This window comes from uncultured Ferrovibrio sp. (genome assembly GCF_937960835.1).
In the GTDB taxonomy this organism is placed as follows: domain Bacteria; phylum Pseudomonadota; class Alphaproteobacteria; order Ferrovibrionales; family Ferrovibrionaceae; genus Ferrovibrio.
Genome location: NZ_CALGPC010000011.1, coordinates 138,494 through 165,278 on the forward strand (window position 1 = coordinate 138,494; position 26,785 = coordinate 165,278).

Below are 26,785 nucleotides of genomic sequence, written 5' to 3' on the forward strand. Positions count from 1 at the left end.
GAGGCCCTGCGAAGGCATGAGAGCCCGGGTAGCTGCGGAAGCAGAACGATTTCGAAACAACCCAAACGGTTCCAAGCGAACCGCAATGGACCGGAATGGGTCGAACGGCGCGAAACAGCTCCGGCCGGGCTTTAGCGGTCCCGGCCGGTATTGGATGAACCGGTCAAAGAACCGAAGCGGCGCGCGGCGGCACCGTTCCGGCTCGCCGGATCTCAGCGCGTGTACAGATCCTTGTACTGATCGCGCAGCAGGTTCTTCTGCACCTTGCCCATGGTATTGCGCGGCAGGTCGTCGACGAAGAAGACCCGCTTGGGCAGCTTGAACTTGGCCAGCCGGCCATCCAGCGCCCTGAGCACGGCGGTTTCGTCCAGCGTCGCGCCCTTCTCTTTCACCACCACGGCGGTGACGCCTTCGCCGAAATCGGGATGGGCAACGCCAATCACGGCGGATTCCACCACGCCCGGCAGGCTGTCGATCTCGGTTTCGACTTCCTTCGGATAGACGTTGTAGCCGCCCGAGATGATCAGGTCCTTGCCGCGGCCGACGATATGCACATAGCCGCGCTCGTCGATCTTGCCGAGGTCGCCGGTGATGAAGAAACCGTCCGGACGGAACTCGGCTGCGGTCTTTTCGGGCATGCGCCAGTAGCCCTGGAACACGTTCGGGCCCTTCACCTCGATCATGCCGATCTCACCCTGCGGCAGCAGCTTGCCGCTCTCCGGATCAGCGATGCGCAGCTCCACGCCAGGCAGCGGGAAGCCCACCGTGCCGGCAATGCGGTCGCCGTCATAGGGGTTCGAGGTATTCATGTTGGTTTCGGTCATGCCATAGCGCTCGAGGATGCGGTGGCCGGTGCGGGCCTCCCATTCCTTATGCGTATCGGCCAGCAGCGGCGCCGAGCCAGAGACGAACAGCCGGATATGCTTGACCAGATCCTTGGTCAGCGCCGGATGCTGCAGCAGGCGCACATAGAAGGTCGGCACGCCCATCATCGAAGTCGCGCGCGGCAGATGCTTGATCACCTCGTCGGCATCGAATTTCGACAGGAAGATCATCGAGGCACCAGCCAGCAGGATGACGTTGCTGGCGACGAAAAGCCCATGCGTGTGGAAGATCGGCAGCGCGTGCAGCAGCACGTCGTCGCGGGTGAAGCGCCAGTAATCGACGAGCGTCAGTGCATTGGACGCAAGATTGCGGTGGCTCAGCATCGCACCCTTCGAACGCCCGGTGGTGCCCGAGGTGTAGAGGATCGCTGCCAGATCGTCGGCCTTGCGCGGCACTTCGGCAAAGGTCGCAGCTGCCGCCTTCGCCTTGTCCATCAGGCTGCCATCGCCGTTGGCACCCAGGGTCAGGCAATGCGCCACGCCAAGCTTCTTGGCGATCGGCGCCAGATCCTTTTCGACGCTGGGGCGGCAGACCACGACGCGCGGCTCGGCATCGCCGATGAAATATTCCAGCTCGGTCAGCGTATAGCCCACATTCAGCGGCAGGTAGATGGCGCCGGCAGCGATCACGCCGAGATACAGGATCAGCGCCTCGGCCGACTTGTCCACCTGCACTGCCACGCGGTCGCCCGGCTGCACGCCAAGCTCCACCAGCGCATTGGCGAAACGCTGCGCCAGGGCAAAGGTGTCCTGATAGGTGAAAATGCGGCCGTCGCCGGTTTCGATGAAGGTCTTGGCCGGGTCGGCGATGCGGGAGCGGATCAGCGTATAGAGATTGTCTGACATGGCAGCCGGGGTTTCCTCGTTGGTTTGACTGCAATAAATCGCCGTGGCGGCATCGGCGCAAGTGTTACGGAAGCAAGAGTTACAGGCAGTCGAGCTGCTGCCGGTTCAGCTGCGCCATGCGGGCCTGGATGATCGCCGTGCGGCGCTCGACATAAGCCGTCGGGCGGGCGGCGCTCCAGCGCACCGGACTGGGCAGCACCGCGGCAAGCCGGACCGCCTCGGCCGTGGATAACCGCGCTGCCGGCTTTTTGAAATGCGCGCGGGCCGCCGCCTCGGCGCCGAACAGGCCATCGCCCATCTCGGCAATGTTGAGATACACCTCCATGATACGCCGCTTGGGCCAGAGCGCGTCCAGTGCCAACGCCAGCGGCGCCTCGATTGCCTTGCGAACAAAGCCGCCGCCGGGCCAGAGGAACAGGTTGCGCGCCACCTGCATGGTGATCGTGCTGGCGCCGCGCAGGCGGCCGGTCTCCTCGTAATCCTCCAGCGCTTCCCGCACCGCACCAAGATCGATGCCGCGATGCATGCAGAAGCGGCTGTCTTCGGCGGCGATCACCGCCTGCACCAGGGCGGGCGCAATGGCCCGCAGCGCAACCGAATCCTGGCGCACCAGTTCGCCACGCTCGATGCTGCGCATCACCATCAGCGGCGTGGCGGGCGGATCGACGAATCTGAACAGCAGCAGACCGCCGCCCCAGAAGACCAGCAGCAGGATCAGGACGGCCTTCACCAGGCGGAAAATCAGTTTCATCCGTAGCAGAAAAGCCCGCCAAAGCGGTCCGCGCAACCGTTCAAAGCCGGTGGACAGCAGCAGCATGACAGGGTTAACTCACTGGAACGGGGAGAAAACGCATGTTGCAGGGCAGTGCCATCCTGCTTTTGTCGCTCGGGTATCTCGGGCTGCTGTTTGCCATCGCCCATCTGGGCGACCGGCTGGCGCCACGCTGGTACCAGGGCCGCAGCGGCGCCACTATCTACGCGCTGTCGCTGGCAATCTACTGCACCTCCTGGACCTTCTACGGCTCGGTCGGCCGCGCGGCCCTCTCTGGGCCCGACTTCATCCTGATTTATGTCGGGCCGGTTCTGGCCATTACCCTTGGCTATCCGGTGATGGGCAAGATGATCGCGGTGGCCAAGCGGCAGAACGTGACTTCGATTGCCGACTTCATCGGCTCCCGCTACGGCAAAAGCCGCGCCGTCGCGGTGCTGGTCACGCTGTTCGCGGTGATCGGCGTGCTGCCCTACATCTCGCTGCAGATGCAGGCGGTCAGCGTCACTTTCGAGGTGCTGGTGGGCAGCGACATGGCGCATCTGCTCAATGCCAGCCTGCCGCCGCCCTGGCGCGATACCGCCATGTTCGTCGCCGGCATCATGGCGCTGTTCACCATCCTGTTCGGCGTGCGCCATGTGCAGGCGACCGAGCAGCATCGCGGCATGATGCTAGCCATCGCCTTTGAATCGCTGGTGAAGCTCGCGGCCTTCCTTGCGGTCGGATTCTTCATTGTCTATGGCGTGTTCGATTCCGGCACCGACCTGCTGCAGCGCGTGCAGGCAAGTCCGGCCCTGGCCGAGCAGCTAAGCGGCAATTTCGGCACCAGCTGGATCGCGATGACCTTCCTGTCGGCCTTCGCCTTCCTCTGCCTGCCCCGGCAGTTTCATGTCGCCGTGGTGGAGAATGGCGATACCAGCAGCCTGAAGGCGGCGCGCTGGCTGTTCCCGATCTATCTCGTCGCCATCAATCTTTTCGTGATGCCGATTGCCGCTGCCGGTCTGCTGCTGTCCGACTCAGAAAGCAATCCTGACCTGTTCGTGATCACCATTCCCTTGATGTCAGATCAGGTGGCGCTGTCGGTCTTTGCCTTCATCGGCGGCCTGTCAGCGGCAACTTCGATGGTGATCGTCGCCTGCATGGCGCTGTCGACCATGGTCTCCAACGAACTGGTGACCCCCTTCCTGCTGCGCTCGCGCGCCGGCGGCTCCCGCGAGGTCGGCCAGATCGTGCTGAATGTCCGCCGCGCTGCCGTCGTGGTCATCCTGGTCGCCGCCTATATCTATCACACCTGGATCGCCGGCTATCTGCCGCTGGCTTCCATGGGCATGATCTCGTTCTGTGCGGTGGCGAATTTCGCGCCCGCGCTGCTGCTGGGCCTGTACTGGCGCGGCGCGCATCGGCATGGCGTCATCATCGGCCTGCTGGCCGGCTTTGCCGTGTGGTTCTACGCCCTGGTCCTGCCTTCGATCGAAGGTGCTGCATCCGGCCAGGCGCTGACCGCGCCGCTGACCGATTTGCTGCCGCCGCCGATCGACGGCTTCGATCCGATCCTGCAGGGCTTCGTGGCCAGCGTCATGGTCAACCTGCTGCTGCTGATCACCGTCTCGCTGGCTTCGCGATCCACCAGCCGCGATGTCGAGCAGGCCGTGATCTTCACCTCCGGCGGCGAAAGCCTGCCTGCGGCCGATTTCGATGCTGATCTGCATGATCCGCGGATCGATGAGCTGCGCGCGCTGGCTGCCCGCTTCATCGGTCCGGAACGCGCCGACCGCGCCTTTGCCGGACGGCGGATGAGCCCGGCCGAGGCGATGGCGTTCACCGAGCATCTGCTGGGCGGCGCCATCGGCGCGGCTTCGGCGCGCATCGTCATGGCATCGGCGCGGGGCAAGAACCTGCTCAGCCCGCGCGCCGCACGCGCCATGCTGGGCGAGGCGTCGGAAGCGATCCGGCACAATTTTGATCTGCTGCGCACCACGCTCGACCATATCAGCCAGGGCCTTGGCGTGTTCGACCGCGACGGCCAGCTTGCCGCCTGGAACGACCGCTTCTTCGATCTGCTGGGATTGCCGGTCAACCGCGCGGAGATCGGCACACCGCTGCAGGAACTGGCTGGCGATGCAGCGCCGGAACTGATTGCCATGCTGTCCTCCGGCGCGGCAGGATCGCGCATCCTGGAACAGCGCCGGCCGGACGGCAAAGTCATCGAAATCCGCATTGATCCCATGCCGGATGGCGGCTTCGTCGCGACCTGCACCGATATCAGCGAACGCGTGCGGGCGGCCGAAGCCTTGCGCGATTCGGAGCGCGCGATGCGCGTCTATACCGACAACGTGCCGGTGCTGATCGCCTATGTCGACAATCAGGAGCGCTATCGCTTCGCCAATGTGCTGTTCCGCCGCGCACTTAACCTGATGCATGTGGAGATCGAGGGCCACACCATACAGGAGATGCTGTCGCCCGAACGCTATCAGCGCCTGAAGCCGCGCATCGACGCGGCGCTGGCCGGCGAGCGGCAGAGCTTCGACATGGAATTCGAGCCCAACGACGCCAATATCGAAGTAGCGCACGGAACTTACATTCCGCATATCGACGAGAAAGGCCAGGTGCTCGGCTTCTTCCTGCTGTATCAGGACATCACCGAACGGCGCCGCGCCGATGCGGCGCTGCGGGCCGCCTATGAAGGGCTGGAGCGCCGCGTGGCCGAGCGCACCGCCGAATTGCAGCTTGCCGTGCAGGAACTGGAGCATTCGCGCGCCGATGCCGAAGCCGCCAATCTGGGCAAGACCCGCTTCCTCGCCGCAGCCAGCCACGATCTGCTGCAGCCGCTGCACGCCGCCCGGCTGTTCACCGCTGCGCTGGCCGAACGCGAGCCGGATAATCCTCTGGTCTCGAAGATCGACCATGGCCTGGGCGCGGTAGAAGCCCTGCTCGATGCGCTGCTCGACATCTCGAAACTGGATGCCGGCCAGGTCAAACCCGAAGTCCGGCCCGTTGCGCTGGGGCCGCTGCTCGACTCGCTGACCGCCGCTTTCGCGCCGCTGGCGGCACGCAATGGCGTGACGCTGAGACTGGTGCCGACATCCGCAACCATCAGCACCGATCCGTCGCTGCTGCGCCGCGTGCTGCAGAACTTCGTCGCCAACGCGATCCGCTATACCCGCGCGGATCGCAGCGACCGCCGCGTTCTGATCGGATGCCGCCGTGTCGGCAACGCGGTGCGCATCGAAGTCTGCGATAACGGTCCCGGCATTCCCGACGACAAGCGCGAGGTCATCTTCCAGGAATTCGCACGGCTCAACCATGGCGGCGATGCCGCCGAGCGCGGATTGGGCCTTGGCCTTGCCATCGTCGAGCGCATCGCGCGGAAACTGGAAAGCCCGATCGGCCTGCGGTCGCGGGTTGGTCATGGCTCGATCTTTTCCATCACCGTGCCGCGGGCCGCCGTGGAGCCCGTGCAGCCGGCGGTCTCGCCCAGCGTTCCGGACGTCATTACCGGCTCGCTGAGCGGCAGCTTCATGCTGTGCATCGAAAACGAGGCCGGCGTGCGCGAAGCCATGACCACGCTGCTGGAAGGCTGGTCCTGCACCGTAGCGGCGGTGGATTCAGTAGAAGCCGCGCGTCAGGAAGTGGCGGCGGCGGGCCGCAGCCCTGATGTGATCCTGGCGGATCTGCATCTGGACGAAGGCGCACCCGACGGGCTGGAGGCGATTGCTCTGCTGCGCCGCGACTGGGGCCAGAGAATCCCCGCCATCCTGATCACCGCTGACCGCAGCCAGGACATGCGCCAGCGCGCGGCAGCGATGGGCGTCGATGTGTTGCACAAGCCGGTGCGGCCGGCCGCCTTGCGCGCCCTGATCAGCCAGCGGCGCCGGCCTGCCGGTCCGCTGGCCGAAACCGGCGACTGATCGCCGGAGCGTAACGCCTAAACCGTATCGATGGAGAAATGCCGCGCGGCGATGACGGCCTGCGTGCGGCTGCGCACGCCAAGCTTCTTCAGGATCGCCGTCACATGCGCCTTGACCGTCGCTTCGCCGACCGAAAGCTCGTGCGCGATCTGCTTGTTGAGCTTGCCCTGGCTGAGCAGGGTCAGCACGCGCAATTGCTGCGGCGTCAATTCGCTCACACGTCGTGCAAAGTCGTCCGGAACCGAGCTTTCGTCATCGCCCATCATCTCCGGCGGCAGCCAGACCTCGCCATCCAGCACCGATTGCAAAGCGCTGGCGATGGTCTCCAGCGCGGCGGATTTCGGCACAAAAGCCGCAGCGCCGAATTCAATGGCCCGCCGCATCACCGCCGGCTCACGCGTTGAGGACACAATCGCGACAGGCACCGCCGGGTAACTGGCGCGCACCGAGGCGAGACCCACAAAGCCATCCATCCCGGGCATATCGAGATCCAGGATCAGAAGGTCGACGCTGTCATGCTCATCGAGGGCGGCACGCGCCTCATCGAGATTGGCGGCGCCAACAATGACCACACCGTTCATGGCCTGTCGCAAGGCCTGTCCCAATGCTTCGCGGACCAGAGGGTGATCGTCGGCAATGATGATTGTGAGTGCCGGTTCTGTGCCGGCCTTACCTGCTCCCGTCATGGTTGCTGAGGGTAAACCACAGTCTGGCGTGCGGCAAGATGGAGCGCGCTCCGGAAGACTGGACAGTCACACGTGCGGCGGGCTAGTGCAGATGCAAAAACATGGAGCCTGCGATGAACGATGCCAAAATTGCTGTGGATAACACGGTTGGGGATATCGAGGCTTTGAAAGACCGCTGCGCCGCGGCAGCTCCCCGTCATGACTGGAGCCGTGCGGAAATCGCGGAGCTATTCAACCTGCCATTCAACGACCTTCTCTTCCTTGCGCAGCAGGTGCATCGCCGGCATTTCTCCGCCACGCAGGTGCAGATGAGCACCCTGCTCAGCATCAAGACCGGCGGCTGTCCGGAAGATTGCGGCTACTGCTCGCAGAGCGCCAAATTCGATACCGGGCTGAAAGCCGAAAAGCTGATCGATGTGGAGGCGACCTTGGCCGCCGCCCGCGCCGCCAAGGCGAACGGCGCCAGCCGCTTCTGCATGGGCGCCGCCTGGCGCAACCCGAAGGATCGCGATCTCGACAAGATCTGCGCGATGATCAGCGGCGTGAAGGCCTTAGGGATGGAGACCTGCGCCACCCTGGGCATGCTGACGCCCGAACAGGCCAGGCGGCTGAATGAAGCCGGCCTCGATTATTACAATCATAACCTGGACACCTCGCCCGAATATTATGGCCAGGTGGTCACCACCCGGACGTATCAGGACCGTCTCGACACGCTCGCCCATGTCCGCGATGCCGGCATGAAAGTCTGCTGCGGCGGCATCCTCGGTCTGGGCGAAAAGCCCGAAGATCGTGTCGGCCTTCTGCACAGCCTTGCTACCCTGCCCGTTCATCCCGAGAGCGTGCCAATCAACATGCTGGTGCAGGTGAAAGGCACGCCGCTGGGCGACAGCGCCCGGGTGGATGGCATCGAGTTCGTGCGCACGATTGCTGTCGCGCGCATCATCATGCCGAAATCGATGGTCCGCCTTTCGGCCGGTCGTGAGCAGATGAGTGATGAACTGCAGGCGCTGTGCTTCCTGGCTGGCGCAAATTCCATCTTCATCGGCGAGAAGCTGCTGACGACCAAAAATCCGGAACAGGATCGCGATCAGGCGCTGTTTGCCAAGCTGGGCATCGAGGCGATGCCCTACTCCACCGCCGAGATCGAGTCAGCCGAGGCGGCGCAGTGACAGCGGGCCCGGCGGCATGCCTGTGCAGCCCGACAGCGTGAACAAGGTGAAAGGCTGGGCGCGATACACGCCGATCGCGCCTTCCTGCTGCAGCCGCGCAACGAAACCAGGCTCGTCGGACGCCAGCTCCAGGATGTTCGGCAGCCAGGTCTCGCGCACCAGGCGCGCCTCGGTGCGCATGGCCGCAGCCGTGCTGGCCGCGCCGCTCCAGCGGAACGGATAGACCGCGATCACCCGGCCGCTGGCATCGGGCGGCAGTTCCGCCTGGCTGAGCGTCAGGCCGAAAGCGGCGGCCCAGAGCAGCGCGACGGCAATGAAGAAGCCGAGCGCAAGCTTGTGGCCGCTCGCCATGGCATCCCTCAGGCCGTTGCCGGCGCGACGCGCACCAGCGGCCGCTCGTCGATCGGCCAATGCACGATGGCAGCGAAAACACCGAGACCGATCGAGATCCACCAGACCAGATCGTAAGAGCCCGTCATGTCGAAGAGGCGGCCGCCCAGCCAGACGCCGAGGAAGCCGCCAACCTGGTGACTGAAAAAGACGATGCCAAACAGGGTAGCCATGTAGCGCGGCCCGAAGATCTGCGCCACGAGCCCAGAGGTAAGCGGCACGGTGGAGAGCCAGAGCAGCCCCATGGAAAAGGCGAAGATCAGCACGCTGATCTCGGTCATGGGCAGCATGACGAAGACAGCGATCACCACGGCACGGGCGCCGTAGATGAAGCTGAGCAGGTATTTCTTGCTGCGCTTGCCGCCCAGCACGCCGGCGGTATAGGAGCCGATCACATTGGCCAGCCCAACCAGCGCCAGGGCCCAGGCGCCGGTGGCAGGATCGAGGCCGCGATCGACGATATAGGCCGGCAGATGGGTCTGAATGAAGGAAACGTGGAAGCCGCAGACGAAGAAGCCGAAGATCAGCAGCCAGTAGCTGCGCTGCAGGCCAGCTTCTTTTAAGGCTTCCGACAGGGATTGCTGGGCGCCGGTGCCTTCCGGCGCCTTGCCGGCCAGCACAGTCGCCAGCGGCGCAATGGCCAGGGCAAACAGGCTGAGCAGGATCAGCGCAAAGGCCCATCCATAAGCGGCGATGAAGGCCTGGCCGAGCGGCACCATGAGGAACTGTCCAAGCGAGCCGGCTGCCGTGCCGATGCCCAGGGCCCAGGAGCGCTTCTCTGGCGGCACCATGCGCGCGATGGCGGCCAGAGCCACGGTGAAGGAGGTTCCCGCCAGGCCAAGGCCGATCAGCACGCCGAGCGTGACATGCAGCATGGCCGGCGTGGTGGAATAGGCCGTCAGCGCCACGCCGGCGGCATAGAGCACGGCGCCGCCAGCCAGCACGCGGCCCGAGCCGTAGCGGTCGGCGATGGCGCCTGCGAACGGCTGCCCCGCCCCCCACAGCACGGTCTGGATGGCAATACCGAAGGCGAAGACCTCGCGGCCCCAGCCATTGGCGGCACTGATCGGCTCCAAAAACAGGCCGAAGCCCGAGCGGACGCCGAAATTCAGCAGCGCAATCGTGCAGCCGACGATGATGACGAGAAGCGGCGTGCGCCAGGTCAGCGCAGGGGTGGGGACAGCGGTGGCCATGGCGGCTCTACTCCTGAACGGTCGTTCGTTTCGACCCAGTCAACTAAGGAACTCGCCCCGCCTCGGCAAGTCCTAAAATGCAACCATGCAATTGGAGCTGCCAATTGAGGCTGCCGGTCTTCGTCAGCCCCGCCGGCCCGTCGCCGCTTCGATCTGCTTCTTCGTATTGTACTGGCTCAGCGCATAAACGGCCCAGAGCGCCGCCGGCAGCCAGCCGATCAGGGTGATCTGCAGGATCAGGCAGATGATGCCGGCGATCGGCCTGCCGATGGTGAAGAACAGCAGGAAGGGCAGGAAGATTGCGATGATCAGGCGCATCTGCGGGCTCCTCTTTGATTCGGCCCCATCATAGCAAGCGGCGCATCAAACGCGAACGGCGCGCTGGTTGCCCGGCGCGCCGTCTGATTTGCCCGAAAGGCCGGTGAGCTTACTTGCCCAGGCTCGGATCAATCTGCTTGCAGGCGTCGACCAGGCCCTTCACGGCGTTGGCCGAGTGCTCGAACATCTTCTTTTCTTCGGCGTTCAGGTCGATCTCGACGACCTTCTCCACGCCGTTCGCGCCGATCACCACCGGCACGCCGACATACATGTCCTTCACGCCATACTGGCCATTCAGCCAGGCGGCGCAGGGCAGCACGCGGCGCTTGTCCTTCAGATAGGCTTCGGCCATCTCGATGGCCGAAGATGCCGGCGCGTAGAAGGCCGAGCCGGTCTTCAGCAGTGCCACGATCTCGGCGCCGCCATCGCGGGTACGCTGCACGATCTTGTCGATCTTCTCCTGGGTCGACCAGCCCATCTTGATCAGATCGGGAACCGGGATGCCCGCAACAGTCGAGTAGCGGATCAGCGGCACCATGGTGTCGCCGTGGCCGCCGAGCACGAAGGCGGTGACGTCGTTGACCGAGACGTTGAATTCTTCGGCCAGGAAGTGGCGGAAGCGGGCGGAGTCGAGCACGCCAGCCATGCCGACAACGCGGTTATGCGGCAGGCCCGAGATCTCACGCAGCACCCAAACCATCGCATCCAGCGGGTTGGTGATGCAGATGACGAAGGCGTTTGGCGCATGCTGCTTGATGCCGGCGCCGACCGCCTGCATGACCTTGATGTTGATGCCGAGCAGGTCGTCGCGGCTCATGCCGGGCTTGCGGGCAACGCCGGCGGTGACGATGACGACATCGGCGCCCGCGATCGGCGCGTAGTCGTTGGCGCCGACCAGCTTGGCGTCGAAGCCTTCCACCGCGCCCGCCTGGGCGATGTCGAGCGACTTGCCCTGCGGCAGGCCTTCCACCACGTCGAAGAGGACGATGTCGCCGAGCTCCTTGAGACCGGCCAGCAGGGCCAGCGTACCGCCGATATTGCCGCCGCCGATCAGGGCGATTTTCTTGCGCGCCATGGGAAAAACCTCCGGAAATGGCTGAAGTCAGGGGTGAAAAGGGCGGCCCAAGGGGTAGCGGGAAATGCCCCTCGCGGCAAGGCTCCGGCCCTCCCCAAAAGGGCAAAAGCAAACGGCCGCCGGAAGGTTCCGGCGGCCGTAGAGCAAACTCAAACTGTAGCTTGGACTTATGCTCAGCGGGGCGCCATGCGCAGCGCACCGTCCAGGCGGATGGTCTCGCCGTTCAGCATGACATTCTCGCAGATATGACGCGCCAGCGCGGCATATTCCTCCGGACGGCCCAGGCGCGACGGATACGGCACCGACTTGCCCAGGCTTTCCTGCGCCTCGGGCGGCAGGGCGAACATCATCGGCGTGCCGAACAGGCCCGGCGCGATGGTGCAGACGCGGATGCCGAACTGGGCGAATTCACGCGCCAGCGGCAGGGTCATGCCATGGACGCCCGCCTTGGAAGCGCCGTAGGCCGGCTGACCGATCTGACCGTCGAAAGCCGCAACAGAGGCGGTGTTGATGATGCAGCCACGCTCCTTGTCGGCCATTTCCGGCTGCTGCTGCATGTGATGCGCAACCAGGCGAATCATGTTGAAGGTGCCGACCAGATTGATCTGCACGACCTTGACGAACTTCTCCAGCGCAACCGGACCGTCCTTGCCGACGGCCTTCATCGGCGTGCCCACGCCGGCGCAGTTGACCAGCACGCGCACCGGACCGACCTTGGCGATGGCTTCCTTCACGGCCGCTTCGCCGCCCGGACCGTCAGCCACGTCGCATTTCACGAAAATACCGCCGATTTCCTTGGCGACCTGTTCGCCCTGCTCGACGTTCATGTCGAAGACTGCAACCTTGGCACCGGCCTTGGCCAACTCGCGCGCCGTTGCGGCTCCCAGGCCCGAAGCACCGCCGGTAACGATCGCGCCTACCCCTTGCAACTGCATGGGCTTCTCCTCCTGATTGTTTGCCCCTACAACGATTGGCGGGTTCTAGCAGATCGGCCCGGCGCTGACGAGGGCTGGCGGGGGTTGCGGGCCGGGCGGCGCCCGCCCATATCTTTCGGGTGATCACCGACCCCAATCCGCCGCAATATCAGCTGCCCGCCGATCCCAGGCGTCTGGCGCTGGAAGAGTCACGCCTGATCCGCCGTTTCTGGCGGAAGTTCAAGGTTGCAGTGACCTACCTTCCCTTCGCGGAAACCTTCCTGGCGGCGTTTTATGCTGCCGTCGACCCGAAAACACCGGCCAGCGCGAAAGCCATCCTGCTGGGAGCATTGGGCTACTTCGTCGTGCCGCTGGATTTCGTGCCTGATCTGCTGGGCGCTTTGGGCTATAGCGACGATCTCGCCGTCATCCTGGCTGCCATCAAGGCGGTGGACAGCAGCATTACTGACAAGCACCGCGAAAAAGCGCGGGCCTTTCTGGAAGCGGCGCGCCGCCAATCCTGAGAGGCGTTCCCGACACCCGGGCGCGTCATGCTATGCTCGAACCATGCGCTGGCCCGGGATCATAACCGCATCGTGCATTGCATCTGCTGCCGCGGCGGCGGAGCAGCCGGCGCCGCCGTTGAACTTCGATGCAGGAACCGTGCTGGCAGGCGGCTACGTGTTATCGGAACCGCTGCACCTCTCACCCCAGCCGGGTCAAGTCTATATCAACGTGCGTGATGGATCGCCGCTCAGATGGCGCATCGAGGTGGAAGGCGGCGAGACACGGCTGCTGCAACCCGATGGGCGCTGGGCGGCAAAAGCGGAATACAGCCGCACCGAACGCAATGGCCGCACGGTCTGCCTGATCTATCAGACCTATCTCTCGCCGGAATGGGCGATTAAAGGCCTGCAACGGCCGACCGGCAGGGCCGACTTCATTCCCGCAGATGACCGGATCTATGCCTTCCGGGAAACGCCCTGCCCTTAGATTCCCCAAGGCGGCGTGGAAGGGTGTAGCCTGATATCGCGCTGCTCGCGCAGATATCAGGCCACAGCCTCCGCCCACCTGCATGCTCCGCCCACCTGCATGCTTAGCGCGCCAAACGCTCAGCGTGCGGCCGGAATGACAACCGTGCCCGGCGGGGGCGCAGCAGTCACCGGAGCCGTGGTCACGGGAGCCGGGGTCGCGGCCGGCGTCACAACGGTGCTGCCCGGCTGCACGATCACCGTGCCGCCGCTCGCCGGATAGACGGTCGTGGTGGATGTGCCCGGCATCGGCGGCGTAGTGGCCAACACCTGCTCCAGCTCGACATGGATATTGTGGCTCGGCGCGGACTTGGTCAGCACCTGATGCATATTGGCATTGCGGAACAGCACGCGCCCGCCCTGCTCGATCCAGGCGTTTACCACGTAGGTGCCGTTGGGATTGATGTCGGTGCGGGAATACGGCACGGCGAAGCGAATGGGCGAATTCGAGGTGGGGACGATGCGCTGCTCGGAAATGGCCGCGGGATAGGTGGGACCCCGCGTTACATCATCAAGCCGCACGACAACGACGGAATCCGCGGGCAGTACCATCCGCTCGCGATATCCGACAGTCCCGGTGACCGCATCGCCGCGCGGGGCGGAACAGGCGGCAACGGCCGATAGAGCCAACATGGCAAGAAGCGTTCGACGCACGATCATGGCGATCTCCTTCTGATCGGAACGATGGCAGTTTTCGAAGACAGAAACACCGCCGCCCGCAATTCGGCTCATCGGCCGGCGTGGAGTGCTGCAGTGGCGAAAAAGGATGGGGCGGTAGATGGCTGGACTGGGGCGGCGTTATGGCGGAATTCGGCCATTGCGCGACAAGGCTGATCTGTTCCCGTAAAAGCCCTCAGAGATAGGCGATCAGCCTCCCGCCGATCACAGCACCGGTCCAGGCAAGCAGTGAAACCACGGCGCCGGCTTTCGCCGCCAGGGGGGCATCGGCGGTTCTGCCCCAGACATCGATGCTGCGCCAGGGGCCAAGATGAAACAGCGCTGCATTGGCAAGGCCGACAGCAATGCAGATGAGCTTGAACCGGAAAGCCGTATTCACGGCGATGCTGGTGGCTTCGGCGCTGAACAACAAAAAGCCTGCCGGCGCGGCGACGAAGAAGCCGACCATCGCCAGCGGCACGTTATGCCGGCCAAAGGCCCCCGCCGCTACGCCGCGGCTAATTCCCAGCACGCGCAGATCGAAGCCGATGATACTGCCGACCAGCAGCACGAAACCAAGAATGTGCAGGATTTCCGCGCCCGGATAGAGATAGAGGGATTGCCGCATGGCGGCGCCGAGGCTGGATTGCTCCAGCGCAACCAGCAGCGGATGAGTGGACGGCGCGTGCTCCATGCGGGCTAGCGCAGTTCGACCGTCGTACCGTTATGGGTGATGCGCTCGGCGCGCATTTCGTCCGCGTGGTTCTTGCTCGGATAGCCGACTGCCACCACCTTGTCGCCCGCCTGGATATCGGTGATGGGCTTGCCGCGATTGGCCATCCGGTAAGGCGGCGAGAGGATCACCTGCCAGGTCTTTTCGCTGGTCTTCAGAAACAGTTCGGCATGGGGATTGTCAGGGATCACCTTGTCCACCACGCCTTCCAGGGTCAGCGTCCTGGTGGAATCGTAGGAACCCCAACCATGATGGGCGAAAACCGGCTTGCTCGCCAGCAAGGCGATGCCGCTCAGCAGAAGATGACGACGCGTCTGCATGGCAATCCTCCCTTCCCGCATGATCCAGCCATTATGTGGGGCCAAGCCGCGTTTCGGCTATTAACAATTGCGTGCATCCCGGCAAAAAAAGCCCCGGCGCATGACGCCGGGGCCCTTGTTCGAAACACTGGTAAGGTAAGTCTGGACTACTTGGCGCTGTCGGCCACCGTGTAGAGGGCTTCGGTCGTCCGCTCGATGTCGGCGAGCGAAACGCCCGGGGCGCGCTCGATCAGCGTCATGCCGCCCTTCTTCTTGTCGATGGTGAAGACGGCCATGTCGGTGATGACCATGTCCACCACGCCGGCGCCGGTCAGCGGCAGGGTGCAGCGCTTGAGCAGCTTCTTCTCACCGTCCTTGGAGGTATGCTCCATGACGACGACGACGCGCTTCACGCCGGCCACCAGATCCATGGCGCCGCCCATGCCCTTGACCATCTTGCCGGGGATCATCCAGTTGGCCAGATCGCCATTCTCGGCCACCTGCATGGCGCCGAGGATGGACAGGTCGATATGGCCGCCACGGATCATCGCGAACGACTGATCCGAGCCGAAATAGCTGGAATGCGGCAGTTCGGTGATCGTCTGCTTGCCGGCATTGATCAGGTCCGGATCTTCCTCGCCCTCATACGGGAAAGGCCCCATGCCGAGCATGCCGTTTTCCGACTGCAGCACCACATCGATGCCTTCGGGGATGAAGTTCGACACCAGGGTCGGGATGCCGATGCCGAGATTGACGTAGAAGCCGTCCTGCAGTTCCTTCGCGGCGCGGGCGGCCATTTCTTCGCGGGTCCAAGCCATGATTCAGCTCTCCTCTTCGGCTCAGGCGCGCTTGCGCACGGTGCGGTTCTCGATCTTCTTGTCGTACGGCGCACCGCAGATGATGCGCTGCACGTAGATGCCCGGCGTGTGAATCATGTCGGGATCGAGCTGACCGGGTTCGACGAGTTCCTCGACTTCCGCAACGGTGATCTTGCCCGCCGTCGCCATCGCCGGATTGAAGTTCCGCGCCGTCTTGCGATAGACGAGATTGCCCGCGGTATCGCCCTTCCAGGCCTTCACCAGTGACAGGTCGGCGGTGAGACCGGTTTCCATGATGTAGCGTTCGCCGTTGAAGATGCGCTCTTCCTTGCCCTCGGCGATCAGCGTGCCGACACCGGTCTTGGTGAAGAAGGCCGGGATGCCGGCGCCGCCGGCGCGGATGCGCTCGGCCAGCGTGCCCTGCGGGTTGAATTCAAGCTCCAGCTCGCCCGCGAGATACTGCTGGGCGAAAATCTTGTTCTCGCCGACATAGGACGAGATCATCTTCTTGATCTGGCGGGTCTCCAGCAGCTTGCCCAGGCCGGCACCGTCGACGCCCGCATTGTTCGACACGCAGGTGAGGTTCTTGACCCCACTTTCCATCAGCGCGTCGATCAGCTTCTCGGGAACGCCGCAGAGGCCGAAGCCGCCGCACATCACCGTCATGTTATCGCGGAGAATGCCTTCCAGCGCCGCTTTCGCGTTCGGATAGACCTTATTCATGCCCCTCTTCCTAGACTGGGTTTTGGGGCCAAGCCCCTGAAACGCGGGGACATTAACCGTGCCGCCCGTCCCGGGCAACGGCTGACTTGACGCAAAGGCAACAGACTGGCAATTTGTTGGCGATATGAACAAAAGCCGCCGACTTAGCACGCTCCTTCTTAGCTGCCCGATCCTGTGAGCAGGGTCGGGTCGGTCTAAGCGTGCTTGTCGTAAACCAGTCGGTCGGTTGTCATGTCTATTCCCTATTCCAAGTCTGTTGCCGTTTCTGCGCCCGCGGCTGAGCTGCGGCCGGCGCTGCTGCTCCTGACGCTTCGACTTACTGGCGGCCGCTGAGATCGCGGGCCCCTCGGCGGCCGTATCAGGCCCTTTCATCGTCGAACGCAACTCTTTTCGCCTCAGGAGCGAGCCATGACTGTCCAGTCCCCGTCCAATATGCCGTTTCACAAATACCGGCCCTTCCAGCCGATTCCCTTGCCTGACCGGCAATGGCCGAACCGGATCATCGACAAGGCGCCGATCTGGTGCAGCGTCGACCTGCGCGACGGCAACCAGGCTCTGATCGAGCCGATGGGCCCGGAGCGCAAGCGCCGGATGTTTGAGACCCTGGTGCAGATCGGCTTCAAGGAAATCGAGGTCGGCTTTCCAGCCGCTTCGGATACCGATTTCACCTTCGTGCGCCAGATCATCGAGGAAAACCTCATCCCCAATGACGTCACCATTCAGGTGCTGACCCAGGCGCGGCCGGAACTGATCGCCCGCACCTTCGAGGCGCTGAAAGGCGCGCGGCGGGCCATCGTGCATCTGTATAACTCGACCTCAACCTTGCAACGCCGCGTCGTCTTCGGCCTGGACAAGGCCGGGATCACGAAAATCGCCGTCGACGGCGCCAAGCTGGTCAAGCAACTGGCCGATGCCGCGCCGGAAACCGAATGGGTCTTCCAGTATTCGCCGGAAAGCTTCACCGGCACCGAGCTGGATTACGCCATCGAGATCTGCGAAGCGGTGATGGATGTCTGGCAGCCGACGCCGGAAAAGAAGGTGATCCTGAACCTGCCGGCCACGGTGGAGATGGCGACGCCGAATATCTACGCCGACCAGATCGAATATTTCCTGCGCCATGTGAAGAACCGCGACAGCATCATCCTCAGCCTGCATCCGCATAACGACCGTGGCACCGGCGTTGCCGCGGCCGAGTTGGGCGTGATGGCTGGCGCCGACCGGGTCGAAGGCACCCTGTTCGGCAATGGCGAGCGCACCGGCAATGTCGATGTGGTCACGCTGGCGCTGAACATGTTCACCCAGGGCGTCGATCCCATGCTGAATTTCAGCGACATCACGGCGGTGGCGCGCACGGCGGAATATTGCAACCAGTTGCCGATCCATCCGCGCCATCCCTATGTGGGCGAGCTGGCCTACACGGCCTTCTCCGGCTCGCATCAGGACGCGATCAAGAAAGGCATGGCCGCCCAGGCGCAGCGCAACGACGGCATCTGGGAAGTTCCCTATCTGCCGATCGATCCCGCCGATGTCGGCCGCGCCTACGAGCCGGTGATCCGCATCAACAGCCAGTCCGGCAAGGGTGGCGTGTCTTACGTGCTGGAGCAGGATTACGGTCTCGAGTTGCCGCGCCGCCTGCAGATTGAATTCAGCCAGGTGATCCAGAAGATCGCCGACGAGACCGGCAAGGAGCTGTCGCCCAAGCTGATCTGGGACACCTTCGAGGGCGAATATCTCAGCCAGCCCAACGGACGCTTCAGCTTCATCGATCATCGCACTCTGCCGGACCCGCATAAGAGCGAGCAGCGCAATCTCACCGCCAGCATCCGTGACGGCCAGCAGACCATCGAACTGCAAGGCAAGGGCACGGGGCCGATTGATGCCTATATCGATGCCTTGAGCCGTCATGCCGGCGTGCCGATCACGCTGGTCGACTATCGCGAGCATGCGATCACGCCGCGTTCAGACGGCGCCGGCGCTTCGTCGGAAGCGGTCGCCTATGTCGAGATCAAGCGGCCCGATGGCACGACGCTGTTCGGCGTCGGCCGCGACCGCAACATCGTTGTGGCTTCGCTCAAGGCAGTGACCTCAGCAGCCAACCGGCTGGTATAGCCTCGCTACTCTCGTTTTCATCAAATCAGCCGCCTGTCAAAGAGGAAGGGCATCTAATCCCTTCCTCTTTGATGCACATCAACGATGTTCCCCCGTCATCGCTTCTATGACGCGATCGTCCCTGATCGCTGGCGGAAAGAGCGATGCCGATATCCATTGCCCGATCACTCCCCAATCTTGCGCGCTGGCCGCTGCCGCCGGGCGCAAAAAGCCTGGCCGAATCGGTTTTGAACGGTCTTGCCCACCTGCTGGCGCGGCGCCATAGCACGGTGCTGGAGCGGCTCGCCGATTTTGCCGGCGCAAGCTGTCTGATCGTGCCGCACGATCTGCCTTACCCGTTGCTGCTGACCTTGCAGGCGCCGCCTGCCGCGCCGCATCTGCGTTTTGCCACGCCGGCAGATGCGACGCAGGCGCGTGCGACCATCCGCGCAGACATGCTGACCTTGCTGCAGCTTCTGGAAGGCAAGCTGGATGGCGACGCGCTGTTCTTCTCGCGCGACCTTGTCGTCGAAGGGGACATGGAAGTGGTGGTGGCGCTGCGCAATGCTGTCGACGATGCTGGAATCGATCTGGTGGCAGATGTCGTTTCGCTGCTTGGCCCCTTCTCTTCGCCTGCAGAGCGTCTGGCCCGCCATCTGATCTCGCTCGGCTCTCGCCTGCACCGGTCGGCCACATGAGCAAGGCCCTGCTCGAACTCGTCTGCCCGGCCGGCACGCCGGCAGCCCTGCGTGACGCCATCGATGCCGGCGCCGATGTGGTCTATGTCGGCTTCCGTGACGAGACCAATGCCCGCAACTTTCCCGGCCTGAACTTCAGCCGTCCGGAGCTGCGCGACGGCATAGGCTATGCGCATCAGCACGGACGCGAAGTCTTTGTCGCGATCAACACCTATGCGGCGGCGGGAAACCAGGCTGCGTGGCATCGCGCCATCGATGACGCGGCAGCGCTTGGCGCCGACGCGGTGATCATTGCCGATATCGGCCTTCTGGATTACGCATCGCAGCGGCATCCCAGCCTGCGGCTGCATCTCTCGGTGCAGGCCGCCGCGTCGCACGCGGATGCCATCCGCTTCTACCATGAAGCCTTCGGTGTCCGCCGCGTGGTGCTGCCGCGCGTGCTGACTGTCGCCGAGATCGCCAAGCTGACCAGGCAGATCCCGGTGGAGACGGAAGTCTTCGCCTTCGGCGGCATGTGTCCGATGGCGGAAGGCCGCTGCTCGCTGTCGTCCTACGTCACCGGCCAGTCGCCGAACCGGCAAGGCGTCTGTTCGCCCGCCAGTCATGTGCGTTATGAGCAGCGCGGCGACAAACTGGTCTCCAGCCTGGGCGGCTCGACCATCAACATTTTCGGCAAGGACGAGAAGGCCGGCTATCCGACGCTCTGCAAGGGCCGCTTCGCCGTCGGCGATTACGCCAGTTATCTGTTTGAAGAACCCACGAGCCTGAGCACCGGGGATATCCTGAAAGATCTGGCCGAGGCCGGCGTAAAGGCGCTGAAGATCGAAGGCCGGCAGCGAGGCCGCGCCTATGTCGCCGAAGTGGTGCGCCAGTTCCGCGAGCTGGTGGATGGCTTGAGCGCCGGCCGCGCCATGCCGGCCGCAACTGCCGCGCTGCGCCAGTTGGCGGAAGGCCAGCAGGACACCTTTGGCGCCTATAGGAAGGCCTGGCGATGAGTGCGACTTTGACCCTGGGCCCGGTCCTGTTCCATTGGCCCGCGGAGCGTTTGCTCGATTTCTACGCCCGCATCGCTGATGAGGCGCCGGTCGATATCGTCCATGTCGGAGAGATCGTCTGTTCGAAACGCGCGCCCTTTGTTGATCCAGTCTTGCCCGAGATCATCGAGCGGCTGCGGCGCGGCGGAAAGACGGTGGTGCTGTCCAGCCGCGCGCTGGTGATGACCGAACGCGAGTCCCGCATGATGACCGAGCAGATCGCCATGGCTGAGACGCCCGACATGCTGATCGAGGCAAATGACCTTGGTGCAGTGCGCAGCCTGGCCGGACGGCCGCATGTCATCGGCCCCTTCATCAACGTCTATAACGAGGGCACGCTGGATTATCTCGTGCGTCAAGGCGCAATGCGCGTCTGCCTGCCGCCGGAACTGCCAGGCACGGCGATTGCGGCCTTGGCGAAGGTATCTTCCGTCCCGCTCGAGGTCCTCGTCTTCGGCCGGATGCCGCTGGCGATCTCGGCGCGCTGCTTCCATGCACGCGCCCATGGCCTGCACAAGGATTCCTGCCGCTACATGTGCGGCAACGATCCCGATGGCCGCTCCGTGAAGACGCTGGACGGCGAGGCCTTCCTGGCGATCAACGGCACGCAGACCATGTCCCATACCTGCCTCAATCTCAGCGGTGAAATCCCCGGCCTGATGGAGGCGGGCATCCGCCATTTCCGCCTCTCGCCGCAGGATACCGACATGGTGGCGGTCATTTCGCTGTTCCGCCGCATCGCCGAGCAGCAGATCGATCCGGCCGAGGCCAGCCGGCAGCTTGCCAGCCTGGCAAAGGGGCTGCGCTTCTCCAACGGCTTCATTCATGGCCGGGAAGGCAGGGCCATCCTGCAGGCCCGATTTGGTCACACCCAATAACGCGGCGCGCGCCCAAAAATTGGGCATTATTGCCGGAATTCAGGCATCATCTTCACAGCTTGGCCCTTTCCTGCCGGCCAGGGCGGGCTAAAGTGGCGAACGACTCGTCCGAAACAACCGGCACGCTTCTTGAAGGGATGAGACGGCGACAACGAGCCGAGCGGGCCGATAACCCGGAAAACGGCCAACACTGTTGAGGAGTGCGACACATGAAACTGGTCATGGCAGTCATCAAGCCGTTCAAGCTCGACGAGGTCCGAGAGGCGCTCACCAGCCTCGGCGTCGAGGGCCTGACCGTCACCGAGGTGAAGGGGTTCGGCCGGCAGAAAGGCCATACCGAGATTTACCGTGGGGCGGAATACGCAGTGAGCTTCCTGCCGAAGGTGAAAATCGAAGTGGCGGTAAAGTCCGCCCTGGCCGACCGTGTGGTTGAGGCTATTCAAAACGCCGCCAAGACGGGGCAGATCGGCGATGGCAAGATTTTCGTTCTGGATCTTGAGAAGGCGCTGCGCATCCGCACCGGCGAAACCGACGACGACGCGCTCTAAGACGGATATTCCGGAGCGGCAGCCCGCTCAGGTCTTTTTCTTTTCAGATCTCTGTTCTCCAGGCAATGCCGCCGGATCATCCCGGCGGCATTTCTCTTAATTGGCTTCAGCTGTCGCGGCGCATCGCGGCGATCAGACGCTCGACATTCAGCCGGTACATCTTGATGAAGCTGTCCGCTTCGCCGCCCGGCGGTGACAGCGCATCGGAATACAGCCGGCCGCCGATCCGCACCTTGGCATCCTTGGCGATCTGCTCGATCAGCCGCGGATTGATGATATTCTCGAAAAAGACCGCCTGCACGCGCTGGCGCTTGATCTGGCGGATCAGCTTGCCCACGGCTTCTGCCGAAGCCTCGGCATCCGTTGCGATTCCTTGCGGCGCCAGGAAGTCGATCTCGAAACGGTCGGCCAGATAGCCGAAGGCATCGTGCTGCGTGATCACCTTGCGGTGGGCGCGCGGCAGCGCAGTGAAGGCCGCCTCGGCCCACGCATCCAAGGCCTTCAGTTCCGCTGCATAGGCCTGTCCCCGCTGCCGGTAATACGCAGCATTGGCGGGATCGGCGGCAGCCAGGCCTTCGGCGATATTCGCCACATAGGTCTGCATGCGCCGCAGATCGTGCCAGACATGCGGATCGTCGACGACGCCATGATCGTGACCATGATCATGGGTGTGCCCCCCGTGAATATGCCCATGGTCGTGGCCGTGATGGTCGCCCAGCGGCCGCGGCCGGATGCCGTCGGCTGCCACGATCCGCCGCCCCTTGAAGCCAGTGGCCGCGACCAGGCGATCCAGCCAGGTCTCGAAATTCAGGCCATTCGATACCAGGACATCAGCACCAGCCACGGCGCGGGCATCGGAGGGGGACGGCTGAAAGACATGCGCATCGCCCATGGCCGGTACCAGGGTTGCGACCTGCACTTTGTCGCCACCCACCTGGCTGACGATGTCGGCAAGAATGGAAAAACTTGCGATGGCCTTGAGCTGTTGCTGCGCCATGGCCGGCGAGCCGGCCAGCAGAAACAGCGCCAGCAGCAGAAGGCGGCGCATCCTCAGGCCTCCAGGTGATGGCGGCGGCGCCAATGCAGCATCAGTCCCTGACGCCCGATCGCGAGCGAGATCAGATAGCCGGCGCCGGCGAACAGCACGATGGACGGACCGGACGGCAGATCGGCGTGATACGACAGCAGCAGTCCGCAATAGCCCGACAGCGCGGCGATCAACGAAGCCACGGCCATGGAGCCGACAAGCGAACGCGTCCAATACCGCGCAGCCGCCGCCGGCAGCATCATCAGCCCTACCGCCATCAAGCTGCCCAGCGCCTGAAAACCGGCCACCAGGTTGACCACCACCAGGCCGAGAAAAATGAAGTGATACAGCGCGCCGCTGCCTTGGACGCTGCGCAGAAATTCCGGATCGAAACCCTCCACCAGCAGCGGCCGGTAAATCGCCGCCATGACAAGCAGGGTGACGCTCGCAACCGCCCCCAGGAGCAACAGGGCCGCTTCGTTCACCGCCAGCACCGAACCGAACAGGATATGCATCACGTCGACCGCCGAGCCACGCGTCGAAATCAGCGTCACGCCAAGCGCAAGCGCGATCAGATAGAAGGCGGCGAAGTTTGCATCCTCGCGCTGATCCGTGGCCCGGGTGGCCGCACCCGCCGCCAAGGCCACGACCAGGCCGGCGACGATGCCCCCTATGCTGATCGCCGGCAGCGAAAAGCCGGCCACCATGAAGCCGATCGCAGCGCCGGGCAGGATCGCGTGGCTCATCGCTTCGCCGAACAGGCTCATGCGACGCAGCATCAGCACCACGCCAATCGGCGCGCTGCCAAGCGCCAGGGCGAAACACGCCACCAGGGCGCGCCGCATGAACGGGAATTCGGCGAAAGGCCCGATCAGGAAATCATATGCCACGGCGCCCATGCGCGATGTCGCTCCGAAAGACTCAAGATTACAGGGCCGCTAGGCGGCGTGGTCCGTGTGGCAGATATGCGCGCGCTCGTCCCAGGATTCTGCCATGCGCCGCGCCGCCAGCTGATTCTCTGCGGTCAGCACGTTTTCCACCTTACCCCAGGCGATCAGCCGCCTTGCGAGATAGAGCGCATCCGGAAAATACTGGCGCACGAGGTCGAAATCGTGCAGCACCGCGATCACCGTGCGCTGCTCGCCATGCCACCGTTGCATCAGGGCAAGCAGATCGGCGACGGTGCGCGCATCCAGCGCATTGAAAGGCTCGTCCAGCAGGATGACCTTGGCGTCCTGCACCAGCACGCGGGCAAACAAGGCGCGCTGAGCCTGACCGATGGACAGGCTGCCGAGCGAACGGTCCTCAAAACCTTCCAGACCGACCGCCTGCAAGGCCGTCCTTGCCGCCGCGATGCCCTCGCGCCCGATCCGGCCGAAGGCTCCGGCGCGGCGCCAATGCCCCAGCAGCACAAGCTCCAGCACCGAGATCGGATAGGCGCGGTCAAGGCTGGCCTGCTGCGGAAGATAGGCAATGTCGCAGGGTTTCAGCTGATGCCGCTCGATGCTGCCCTCGGTTACCGGCAAATGGCCGACGATGGCCTTCAGCAGGGTCGACTTGCCGGCGCCATTCGGCCCCACGATGGCCGTCAGCGACCCGGGCAGGAAGCCGCCGCTGACATGATGCACGGCCGGATGCCGGTCATAGGTCACGGTAACGTTCTGCAGGCGGATTTCGCCTGGCAGGCTGGCGATGGCATCAGGGGTCATGTCCATAGGCCTACTCGCCTGCCAAAGCCCAGCCGATGGCTGCCCAAAGCAGCGCAATTACCGGCAGCAGCACGGCCATGCGCTGCCATATTCCCGCCGCCAGAACCGCGACGGAGAGCCGGTAGTCGTCCGTAGGGGGATGAGATGCCATCAGTACCGATCCTTTTGTTATTTTATAACATACGACTGTTCACAAGACGTCAACCCCTTGGCGGTTATCCTGGTGCCCTAAACCCGACACATTCGGCTGCCACACAGCCCCCATCGAGGGGAATGGGCGGTCCAGGTCGCCCGTCACAACAATGAGTTATATGGCCCGTTATGGCCCGCCAGCCGCGTTCGTCGAAGAAGAGCAAGCCCTCCAACGGCAATAAATCAGGCCAGTCCCGCCGGCGCGGCAGTCGCCCGTCTTGGCTGGGGCGGATCGCGCGCCTGGCTCTGCTGGCCGGGATCTGGGGTGCCGTCGCACTGGGCGCAATAGTCGGCTGGTTCGCTTACGACCTCCCCGAATTTGACGAACTCTACGTCATCGAGCGGCGCAGCTCGATGACCCTGAAGGCGGCCGACGGCATGGTGCTGGCGACCTATGGCGACCTTTACGGCGAACACCAGCCGCTCCGCGCCCTGCCCAAACACCTGCCGCAGGCCCTGATCGCAACCGAGGACCGCCGCTTTTACAGCCATTTCGGCCTCGATCCCATCGGCCTGCTCAGGGCCGCGTATGCCAACTTGCGCGCCGGCCGCGTGGTGCAAGGCGGCTCGACCTTGACCCAGCAATTGGCCAAGAACGTCTTTCTCGACCGCGACCGCACCTTGAAGCGCAAGGTGCAGGAATTGCTGCTGGCGTTTTCGCTCGAGAACAAGTTCACCAAGGATCAGATCCTTGAGATGTATCTCAACCGTGTCTATTTCGGCGCCGGCGCCTATGGCGTCGAAGCGGCGGCACAACGCTATTTCGACAAGCCCGCGACCAAACTGACACTTGCGGAATCCGCGATGCTGGTTGGCCTGCTGAAGGCGCCCTCGCGTCTTGCACCCACCGGCAACATCAAATCCGCGCAGTCGCGCGCTGCACAGGTGGTGCGCAACATGGCCGATGCTGGCTACATCTCCGCCGAAATGGCCGAAGCAACCATCGCCAGGCCAGCACAACTGGCGCGTTCCCGACTGCCGCTGCCCAATGCGCGTTACTTTGCCGACTGGGCAGTGGAAGAGGTCTATCAGCTTATCGGCCGCAATCATCCCGATCTGATTGTCTACACCACCCTGGATTCCCGTCTGCAAGGCGCTGCCGAACGCGCGCTTGACGATGCCCTGGAGCGCCATGGCGCGAAGCTGAATGTCGAACAAGGGGCGCTGGTGACGCTGGCGCCGGACGGCGCCGTCCGCGCCATGGTGGGTGGACGCGACTATCTCGACAGCCCCTTCAATCGCGCAACGCAAGCGCGCCGGCAGCCGGGCTCGGCTTTTAAGCCCTTCGTATATCTGGCCGCGCTTGAGAACGGCGTCACGCCCGACGATACCTTCGTCGATGGGCCGATCAGCGTCTCCAACTGGCAGCCGCGAAATTATGACGGCCGGTATGCCGGAACGGTAACGGTACGCGATGCCATCGCGCAGTCGATCAATACCGTCGCGGTTCAGGTCAGCGAACGGGTTGGCCGCGAGAAGGTCATCGAGGTGGCGCGCCTGCTGGGCATCACCAGCAATCTGAAACCGCATCCCTCTTTGGCGTTGGGTTCTTTCGAGGTCGGCGTGCTGGAACTGACTGCCGCATATGCCGCTTTCGCCAATGGCGGCTATGCCGTGCAGCCCTATGGCATTCTGGAAATCCGCGACACGCAGAACCGTGTGCTGTACCGCCGCACTCAGGGCGGCGCTTACGCCCACATGATCCCTTCCAACACGCTGGGCGATCTGAACGATCTTCTGCGCGCCGTCATGGAACGCGGCACCGGCCGCGCGGCACAGATCGGCCGCCCGGCAGCCGGCAAGACCGGCACCACTTCGGATTATCGCGACGCATGGTTTGTCGGCTACACGCCAGACCTCATCACCGCGGTCTGGGTCGGCAACGACGACAACAGTGAAATGAAGAAAGTCTCCGGCAGCGGTCTTCCGGCGCAGATATGGCGCAGCTTCATGAGCGCCGCGCTCAAAGGGCAGCCGGTTCGCGGTCTGCCAGAGCCGCCGGATCGCAGCGTCAATCTGCAATCCTTCTGGGACCGTCTCGTCCGCACCTTCAGCGGCGGCGCCCAAGCCAGCACCAATCCCGCCGCTCCGCCGCCACCCCCAGCGCCCCCCAAGGCCAATATCGCCGAGCCAGCCGCGCAGACGAATGAGCCACGATTGAATTGGCAAGTCGGGCCACAGCCTGTAAATCAGTAACG

The 26,785-nt window shown here is 63.9% G+C and carries 27 protein-coding genes; 10 read left to right on the top strand and 17 right to left on the bottom strand.

Annotation, left to right across the window (positions count from 1 at the left end; all coding sequences use genetic code 11):
* Positions 1 to 212 precede the first annotated feature (212 nt).
* Positions 213 to 1,730, bottom strand: coding sequence for a malonyl-CoA synthase (locus tag Q0603_RS11725; RefSeq protein WP_298725809.1), 1,518 nt, complete (start codon positions 1,728 to 1,730; stop codon positions 213 to 215).
* A 79-nt stretch (positions 1,731 to 1,809) separates the two neighbouring features.
* Positions 1,810 to 2,547: a monofunctional biosynthetic peptidoglycan transglycosylase gene (gene mtgA, locus Q0603_RS11730; protein WP_298725812.1), complete on the bottom strand. Its 738-nt coding sequence runs from the start codon at positions 2,545 to 2,547 to the stop codon at positions 1,810 to 1,812.
* A gap of 35 nt (positions 2,548 to 2,582) precedes the next feature.
* Between mtgA and Q0603_RS11735 the strand changes: the two genes are divergently transcribed.
* The gene (locus Q0603_RS11735) at positions 2,583 to 6,407 is read left to right on the top strand and encodes a NahK/ErcS family hybrid sensor histidine kinase/response regulator (protein WP_298725814.1); all 3,825 of its coding nucleotides are present in this window, start codon (positions 2,583 to 2,585) and stop codon (positions 6,405 to 6,407) included.
* A gap of 17 nt (positions 6,408 to 6,424) precedes the next feature.
* Here the strand turns inward: Q0603_RS11735 and Q0603_RS11740 are convergent, their stop codons facing one another.
* Positions 6,425 to 7,093, bottom strand: coding sequence for a response regulator transcription factor (locus Q0603_RS11740; RefSeq protein WP_298725816.1), 669 nt, complete (start codon positions 7,091 to 7,093; stop codon positions 6,425 to 6,427).
* A gap of 113 nt (positions 7,094 to 7,206) precedes the next feature.
* On the opposite strand from Q0603_RS11740, the gene bioB reads away from it, so the two are divergent.
* Positions 7,207 to 8,262 (top strand): biotin synthase BioB, encoded by a 1,056-nt coding sequence (gene bioB / locus Q0603_RS11745; protein ID WP_298725818.1) that lies wholly within the window; start codon positions 7,207 to 7,209, stop codon positions 8,260 to 8,262.
* Here the strand turns inward: bioB and Q0603_RS11750 are convergent.
* From Q0603_RS11750 to Q0603_RS11770, 5 genes are all read right to left on the bottom strand, one after another.
* On the bottom strand, positions 8,242 to 8,613 hold the full coding sequence (locus Q0603_RS11750) for a hypothetical protein (protein WP_298725820.1): 372 nt from the start codon (positions 8,611 to 8,613) through the stop codon (positions 8,242 to 8,244). The two genes, bioB and Q0603_RS11750, sit on opposite strands and share 21 nt — an antisense overlap.
* Positions 8,614 to 8,621: 8 nt before the next feature.
* Positions 8,622 to 9,845: an MFS transporter gene (locus Q0603_RS11755; protein ID WP_298725822.1), complete on the bottom strand. Its 1,224-nt coding sequence runs from the start codon at positions 9,843 to 9,845 to the stop codon at positions 8,622 to 8,624.
* Positions 9,846 to 9,968: 123 nt separating this feature from the next.
* The gene (locus Q0603_RS11760) at positions 9,969 to 10,163 is read right to left on the bottom strand and encodes a YqaE/Pmp3 family membrane protein (RefSeq protein ID WP_298725824.1); all 195 of its coding nucleotides are present in this window, start codon (positions 10,161 to 10,163) and stop codon (positions 9,969 to 9,971) included.
* A 109-nt stretch (positions 10,164 to 10,272) separates the two neighbouring features.
* On the bottom strand, positions 10,273 to 11,238 hold the full coding sequence (gene mdh, locus Q0603_RS11765; RefSeq protein ID WP_298725826.1) for a malate dehydrogenase: 966 nt from the start codon (positions 11,236 to 11,238) through the stop codon (positions 10,273 to 10,275).
* A gap of 173 nt (positions 11,239 to 11,411) precedes the next feature.
* On the bottom strand, positions 11,412 to 12,173 hold the full coding sequence (locus tag Q0603_RS11770) for a 3-hydroxyacyl-CoA dehydrogenase (protein ID WP_298725828.1): 762 nt from the start codon (positions 12,171 to 12,173) through the stop codon (positions 11,412 to 11,414).
* A gap of 119 nt (positions 12,174 to 12,292) precedes the next feature.
* Between Q0603_RS11770 and Q0603_RS11775 the strand changes: the two genes are divergently transcribed.
* Positions 12,293 to 12,676, top strand: coding sequence for a YkvA family protein (locus Q0603_RS11775; RefSeq protein ID WP_298725831.1), 384 nt, complete (start codon positions 12,293 to 12,295; stop codon positions 12,674 to 12,676).
* A gap of 118 nt (positions 12,677 to 12,794) precedes the next feature.
* Entirely contained in the window at positions 12,795 to 13,145 is a 351-nt protein-coding gene (locus Q0603_RS11780) for a hypothetical protein (protein ID WP_298725833.1), read from the top strand.
* Positions 13,146 to 13,264: 119 nt separating this feature from the next.
* On the opposite strand, the gene Q0603_RS11785 is transcribed toward Q0603_RS11780, so the two are convergent.
* The 5 genes from Q0603_RS11785 to Q0603_RS11805 form a co-directional block, all read right to left on the bottom strand.
* Positions 13,265 to 13,843, bottom strand: a complete 579-nt coding sequence (locus tag Q0603_RS11785; RefSeq protein WP_298725835.1) for a YbaY family lipoprotein — start codon at positions 13,841 to 13,843, stop codon at positions 13,265 to 13,267.
* 193 nt (positions 13,844 to 14,036) lie between these two features.
* Positions 14,037 to 14,534, bottom strand: coding sequence for a hypothetical protein (locus tag Q0603_RS11790; protein ID WP_298725837.1), 498 nt, complete (start codon positions 14,532 to 14,534; stop codon positions 14,037 to 14,039).
* 5 nt (positions 14,535 to 14,539) lie between these two features.
* Positions 14,540 to 14,893 (bottom strand): DUF6152 family protein, encoded by a 354-nt coding sequence (locus tag Q0603_RS11795; protein WP_298725839.1) that lies wholly within the window; start codon positions 14,891 to 14,893, stop codon positions 14,540 to 14,542.
* Between the two features lie 146 nt (positions 14,894 to 15,039).
* Positions 15,040 to 15,690: a 3-oxoacid CoA-transferase subunit B gene (locus Q0603_RS11800; protein WP_298725841.1), complete on the bottom strand. Its 651-nt coding sequence runs from the start codon at positions 15,688 to 15,690 to the stop codon at positions 15,040 to 15,042.
* 21 nt (positions 15,691 to 15,711) lie between these two features.
* Positions 15,712 to 16,413, bottom strand: coding sequence for a CoA transferase subunit A (locus tag Q0603_RS11805; RefSeq protein ID WP_298725843.1), 702 nt, complete (start codon positions 16,411 to 16,413; stop codon positions 15,712 to 15,714).
* A gap of 408 nt (positions 16,414 to 16,821) precedes the next feature.
* Here Q0603_RS11805 and leuA point away from each other — a divergent pair, with 408 nt between their 5' ends.
* The 5 genes from leuA to Q0603_RS11830 all read left to right on the top strand — a co-directional run bounded on the left by leuA (position 16,822) and on the right by Q0603_RS11830 (position 21,659).
* Positions 16,822 to 18,522 carry a 2-isopropylmalate synthase gene (leuA, locus tag Q0603_RS11810; RefSeq protein WP_298725845.1) on the top strand — a complete coding sequence of 567 codons (1,701 nt, stop codon included), beginning with the start codon at positions 16,822 to 16,824 and terminating at the stop codon, positions 18,520 to 18,522.
* Positions 18,523 to 18,665: 143 nt separating this feature from the next.
* Entirely contained in the window at positions 18,666 to 19,199 is a 534-nt protein-coding gene (locus Q0603_RS11815) for an SCP2 sterol-binding domain-containing protein (protein WP_298725847.1), read from the top strand.
* A complete protein-coding gene (locus Q0603_RS11820; RefSeq protein ID WP_298725849.1) occupies positions 19,196 to 20,194 on the top strand; it encodes a peptidase U32 family protein in 999 nt (332 codons plus the stop codon). Before Q0603_RS11815 ends, Q0603_RS11820 begins: the two co-directional genes overlap by 4 nt.
* Positions 20,191 to 21,111 carry a U32 family peptidase gene (locus Q0603_RS11825; RefSeq protein WP_298725851.1) on the top strand — a complete coding sequence of 307 codons (921 nt, stop codon included), beginning with the start codon at positions 20,191 to 20,193 and terminating at the stop codon, positions 21,109 to 21,111. Before Q0603_RS11820 ends, Q0603_RS11825 begins: the two co-directional genes overlap by 4 nt.
* A 209-nt stretch (positions 21,112 to 21,320) precedes the next feature.
* Positions 21,321 to 21,659, top strand: a complete 339-nt coding sequence (locus tag Q0603_RS11830; RefSeq protein WP_298725853.1) for a P-II family nitrogen regulator — start codon at positions 21,321 to 21,323, stop codon at positions 21,657 to 21,659.
* Positions 21,660 to 21,765: 106 nt separating this feature from the next.
* Here the strand turns inward: Q0603_RS11830 and Q0603_RS11835 are convergent, their stop codons facing one another.
* The 4 genes from Q0603_RS11835 to Q0603_RS11850 are packed head-to-tail and all read right to left on the bottom strand — an operon-like array spanning position 21,766 to position 24,546.
* Positions 21,766 to 22,707, bottom strand: coding sequence for a zinc ABC transporter substrate-binding protein (locus Q0603_RS11835; RefSeq protein ID WP_298725855.1), 942 nt, complete (start codon positions 22,705 to 22,707; stop codon positions 21,766 to 21,768).
* Between the two features lie 2 nt (positions 22,708 to 22,709).
* On the bottom strand, positions 22,710 to 23,585 hold the full coding sequence (locus tag Q0603_RS11840) for a metal ABC transporter permease (RefSeq protein WP_298725857.1): 876 nt from the start codon (positions 23,583 to 23,585) through the stop codon (positions 22,710 to 22,712).
* Positions 23,586 to 23,624: 39 nt separating this feature from the next.
* Positions 23,625 to 24,401 carry a metal ABC transporter ATP-binding protein gene (locus Q0603_RS11845; protein WP_298725859.1) on the bottom strand — a complete coding sequence of 259 codons (777 nt, stop codon included), beginning with the start codon at positions 24,399 to 24,401 and terminating at the stop codon, positions 23,625 to 23,627.
* Between the two features lie 4 nt (positions 24,402 to 24,405).
* The gene (locus tag Q0603_RS11850; RefSeq protein WP_298725861.1) at positions 24,406 to 24,546 is read right to left on the bottom strand and encodes a hypothetical protein; all 141 of its coding nucleotides are present in this window, start codon (positions 24,544 to 24,546) and stop codon (positions 24,406 to 24,408) included.
* A 170-nt stretch (positions 24,547 to 24,716) separates the two neighbouring features.
* Between Q0603_RS11850 and Q0603_RS11855 the strand changes: the two genes are divergently transcribed.
* Complete coding sequence (locus tag Q0603_RS11855) at positions 24,717 to 26,783, top strand: penicillin-binding protein 1A (RefSeq protein WP_298725863.1); 2,067 nt, start codon at positions 24,717 to 24,719, stop codon at positions 26,781 to 26,783.
* The last annotated feature ends 2 nt before the right edge of the window (positions 26,784 to 26,785 follow it).